Genomic DNA, 4,224 nt, shown 5'->3' with positions numbered 1-4,224 from the left:
ATTGCGAAAGCAATGGTCAACAGCAAACATACAGCGCCTCACGTAACCTTATTTGATGAAGTTGAAGTGTCCAAATTATGGGATCACCGCAAGAAATTCAAAGATGTTGCTGCAGCGCAAGGAACAAAACTTACTTTCTTGCCGTATGTCGTTAAGGCTTTGGCAGCGACTGTACGTGACTTCCCTATCCTGAATGCATCCATCGACGATGCCGCTCAAGAAATCGTATTGAAAAACTACATCAACATCGGTATCGCTACAGATACAGACAATGGTTTATACGTACCAAACGTCAAAGATGCAAATACAAAAGGCATGTTCAAAATTGCCGATGAAATCAACAACATGGCTGCACAAGCCCATGACGGCAAACTGGCAGCTGCGGATATGAGAAATGGTTCTGTTACAATCAGCAACATCGGTTCTGTTGGCGGCGGATTCTTCACACCAGTCATCAACTACCCTGAAGTGGCCATCCTAGGTGTTGGAACGATTGCGCAACAAGCTATCGTCAATGCAGAAGGCGAATTGGCAGTCGGTCGCGTAATGAAACTTTCATTGAGTTTCGACCACCGTATCGTTGACGGCGCAACTGCTCAAAAAGCAATGAACAACATTAAGAGATTATTGGCTGATCCAGAATTATTATTGATGGAAGGGTGAGAATAGACAATGGTAGTAGGCGATTTCGCAGTTGAGTTAGATACAGTTGTTGTTGGAGCAGGACCTGGTGGCTATGTAGCTGCCATCCGCGCTGCACAATTAGGACAAAAAGTAGCAATCATCGAAAGAGAATGGATCGGAGGCGTTTGTTTGAACGTCGGTTGTATCCCTTCAAAAGCATTGATTTCTGCTGGACATCATTATCAAGAAGCTTTGGATTCCTCGGTTTTCGGTATCACAACTGAAAATGTGAAACTGGACTTCTCGAAAACACAAGAATGGAAAGACAACAAAGTCGTCAAAACATTGACGTCCGGTGTTGAGTACTTGTTGAAGAAAAACAAAGTTGAAATTATCCGTGGGAATGCATTCTTCAATGACGGAGAAACCTTGCGTGTCTTCACTGAAGATGCAGCACAAACGTATACTTTCAAAAATGCGATCATCGCTACTGGTAGCCGTCCGATCGAAATCAAAGGCTTCAAATTTGGCGGACGCGTCATCGATTCCACTGGCGGATTGAATTTGACTGAAGTTCCTAAGAAATTGGTCATCGTTGGTGGCGGTGTCATCGGTACTGAACTAGGCGGAGCATACGCTAACCTAGGCGCTGAAGTGACCATTCTTGAAGGATCTCCACAAATTTTGCCGACATTCGAAAAAGATATGGTCAAGTTCGTTGAAAAATCATTCCAAGAAAAAGGCGTTACAGTCGTCACGAAAGCAATGGCTAAAGAAGCCATCGACAACGGAGACAGCGTAACCGTCAAATATGAAGCAAACGGTAAAGAAGAAGTTATCGAAGCTGACTACGTAATGGTTACTGTCGGTCGCCGTCCAAATACGGATGACTTGGGTCTTGAAGTAGTCGGAGTTGAAATGACTGACCGTGGTTTGGTTAAGGTCGATAATCAAGGCCGCACAAATGTAAAACACATTTTTGCGATCGGCGATATCGTTCCTGGTGCTGCCTTGGCTCATAAAGCCAGCTATGAAGCTAAAATTGCTGCTGAAGCGATTGCAGGACACCCTTCTGCAGTTGATTACCGCGCTATGCCAGGGGTTGCCTTTACGGATCCTGAATTAGCTACCATCGGCTTCACTGCTGCCGAAGCAAAAGACAAAGGCTTGGATGTAAAAGCATCCAAATTCCCGTTGTCAGGCAACGGACGCGCATTGTCATTGAACCAGACAGAAGGTTTTGTCCGTTTGGTTACGACAAAAGAAGATAACGTTCTGGTCGGCGCACAAGTTGCAGGTGTGAACGCCAGCGAAATCATCGCTGAGCTTGGTTTGGCGATTGAAGCGGGAATGAACGCTGAAGATATCGCGTTGACGATCCACGGTCATCCATCATTATCCGAAACAATCATGGACGCTGCCGAATTAGCTTTGGGCATGCCGATCCACATCTAATTCCAAAATAGTAACAGGTAAAGAGAATCCGGATCCGGATTCTCTTTACCTGTTACTATTTTGGAATTAGATGTGGATCGGCATGCCCAAAGCTAATTCGGCAGCGTCCATGATTGTTTCGGATAATGATGGATGACCGTGGATCGTCAACGCGATATCTTCAGCGTTCATTCCCGCTTCAATCGCCAAACCAAGCTCAGCGATGATTTCGCTGGCGTTCACACCTGCAACTTGTGCGCCGACCAGAACGTTATCTTCTTTTGTCGTAACCAAACGGACAAAACCTTCTGTCTGGTTCAATGACAATGCGCGTCCGTTGCCTGACAACGGGAATTTGGATGCTTTTACATCCAAGCCTTTGTCTTTTGCTTCGGCAGCAGTGAAGCCGATGGTAGCTAATTCAGGATCCGTAAAGGCAACCCCTGGCATAGCGCGGTAATCAACTGCAGAAGGGTGTCCTGCAATCGCTTCAGCAGCAATTTTAGCTTCATAGCTGGCTTTATGAGCCAAGGCAGCACCAGGAACGATATCGCCGATCGCAAAAATGTGTTTTACATTTGTGCGGCCTTGATTATCGACCTTAACCAAACCACGGTCAGTCATTTCAACTCCGACTACTTCAAGACCCAAGTCATCCGTATTTGGACGGCGACCGACAGTAACCATTACGTAGTCAGCTTCGATAACTTCTTCTTTACCGTTTGCTTCATATTTGACGGTTACGCTGTCTCCGTTGTCGATGGCTTCTTTAGCCATTGCTTTCGTGACGACTGTAACGCCTTTTTCTTGGAATGATTTTTCAACGAACTTGACCATATCTTTTTCGAATGTCGGCAAAATTTGTGGAGATCCTTCAAGAATGGTCACTTCAGCGCCTAGGTTAGCGTATGCTCCGCCTAGTTCAGTACCGATGACACCGCCACCAACGATGACCAATTTCTTAGGAACTTCAGTCAAATTCAATCCGCCAGTGGAATCGATGACGCGTCCGCCAAATTTGAAGCCTTTGATTTCGATCGGACGGCTACCAGTAGCGATGATCGCATTTTTGAAAGTATACGTTTGTGCTGCATCTTCAGTGAAGACACGCAAGGTTTCTCCGTCATTGAAGAATGCATTCCCACGGATAATTTCAACTTTGTTTTTCTTCAACAAGTACTCAACACCGGACGTCAATGTTTTGACGACTTTGTTGTCTTTCCATTCTTGTGTTTTCGAGAAGTCCAGTTTCACATTTTCAGTTGTGATACCGAAAACCGAGGAATCCAAAGCTTCTTGATAATGATGTCCAGCAGAAATCAATGCTTTTGAAGGGATACAACCGACGTTCAAACAAACGCCTCCGATCCATTCTCTTTCGATGATTGCTACTTTTTGTCCTAATTGTGCAGCGCGGATGGCAGCTACATAGCCACCAGGTCCTGCTCCAACAACAACTGTATCTAACTCAACTGCGAAATCGCCTACTACCATTGTCTATTCTCACCCTTCCATCAATAATAATTCTGGATCAGCCAATAATCTCTTAATGTTGTTCATTGCTTTTTGAGCAGTTGCGCCGTCAACGATACGGTGGTCGAAACTCAATGAAAGTTTCATTACGCGACCGACTGCCAATTCGCCTTCTGCATTGACGATAGCTTGTTGCGCAATCGTTCCAACACCTAGGATGGCCACTTCAGGGTAGTTGATGACTGGTGTGAAGAATCCGCCGCCAACAGAACCGATGTTGCTGATTGTAACAGAACCATTTCTCATATCCGCAGCTGCCAGTTTGCCGTCATGGGCTTGTGCAGCCATGTTGTTGATTTCATCGGCAATTTTGAACATGCCTTTTGTATTTGCATCTTTGACGTTTGGTACGTATAAACCATTGTCTGTATCTGTAGCGATACCGATGTTGATGTAGTTTTTCAATACGATTTCTTGAGCGGCATCGTCGATGGATGCATTCAGGATAGGGAAGTCACGTACAGTCGCTGCCAAAGCCTTAACGACATACGGCAAGAAAGTAAGTTTTGTTCCTTGCGCTGCAGCAACATCTTTGAATTTCTTGCGGTGATCCCATAATTTGGACACTTCAACTTCATCAAATAAGGTTACGTGAGGCGCTGTATGTTTGCTGTTGACCATTGCTTTCGCAAT

At 45.2% G+C, this 4,224-nt stretch carries 4 protein-coding genes; 2 read left to right on the top strand and 2 right to left on the bottom strand.

What is annotated here, in order from left to right:
• Positions 1 to 663, top strand: a 663-nt coding sequence (locus WBV27_RS07065; RefSeq protein ID WP_424200664.1) for a 2-oxo acid dehydrogenase subunit E2, incomplete at its 5' end; no start/stop codon positions are given.
• 9 nt (positions 664 to 672) lie between these two features.
• Positions 673 to 2,079 carry a dihydrolipoyl dehydrogenase gene (gene lpdA / locus WBV27_RS07060; protein WP_424200666.1) on the top strand — a complete coding sequence of 469 codons (1,407 nt, stop codon included), beginning with the start codon at positions 673 to 675 and terminating at the stop codon, positions 2,077 to 2,079.
• 66 nt (positions 2,080 to 2,145) lie between these two features.
• On the opposite strand, the gene lpdA (WBV27_RS07055) is transcribed toward lpdA (WBV27_RS07060), so the two are convergent.
• Together lpdA (WBV27_RS07055) and WBV27_RS07050 are read right to left on the bottom strand one after the other, a co-directional pair.
• Positions 2,146 to 3,552: a dihydrolipoyl dehydrogenase gene (gene lpdA / locus WBV27_RS07055; protein ID WP_424200666.1), complete on the bottom strand. Its 1,407-nt coding sequence runs from the start codon at positions 3,550 to 3,552 to the stop codon at positions 2,146 to 2,148.
• Positions 3,553 to 3,561: 9 nt separating this feature from the next.
• Positions 3,562 to 4,224, bottom strand: a 663-nt coding sequence (locus WBV27_RS07050) for a 2-oxo acid dehydrogenase subunit E2 (RefSeq protein ID WP_424200664.1), incomplete at its 5' end; no start/stop codon positions are given.

The sequence above is a fragment of the Trichococcus sp. genome (genome assembly GCF_049589555.1).
In the GTDB taxonomy this organism is placed as follows: domain Bacteria; phylum Bacillota; class Bacilli; order Lactobacillales; family Aerococcaceae; genus Trichococcus.
The sequence above is the reverse complement of the archived record's forward strand: the minus strand, read 5'-3'. Positions and strand labels throughout refer to the sequence as shown.